This window comes from Levilactobacillus parabrevis ATCC 53295 (assembly GCF_001434055.1).
In the GTDB taxonomy this organism is placed as follows: domain Bacteria; phylum Bacillota; class Bacilli; order Lactobacillales; family Lactobacillaceae; genus Levilactobacillus; species Levilactobacillus parabrevis.
Genome location: NZ_AZCZ01000113.1, coordinates 1 through 358 on the forward strand (window position 1 = coordinate 1; position 358 = coordinate 358).

General features: G+C 40.2%; 1 protein-coding gene. It reads left to right on the forward strand.

Annotation, left to right across the window (positions count from 1 at the left end; genetic code table 11):
• A partial coding sequence (locus tag FD07_RS11975) for a transposase (RefSeq protein WP_191980482.1) occupies positions 1 to 309 on the forward strand: 309 nt, incomplete at its 5' end.
• Positions 310 to 358 lie beyond the last annotated feature (49 nt).

Consider the following 358-nt stretch of genomic DNA (forward strand, 5'->3'; position numbering starts at 1 on the left):
TTAGCTGACTTCATAGACAAGTGGCAAAAGGCGTATCCAAAAGTAACGGGCAAGCTAGAAAATAATCCTCATCTCTTGACCTGTTTCACTTTTCCAGCTGCGATACGCAGTAGCATCTACAGCACAAATCTCATTGAATCATTCAACAAGAAGCTAAAACGGCAGACAAAGAAGAAAGAACAATTTCCAAATGAACCAGCACTAGAACGCGTTCTGGTCACAGTTATTCGTGACTACAACGGCCAAAATTTTGAGCGAACGCATCGAGGTTTCAAGCAAATTCAAGATACGTTAGAATCCATGTATTAGAAGCTAGCTAATGGGAGAGGACTTCCATTTACACAAAAAATTTGACACT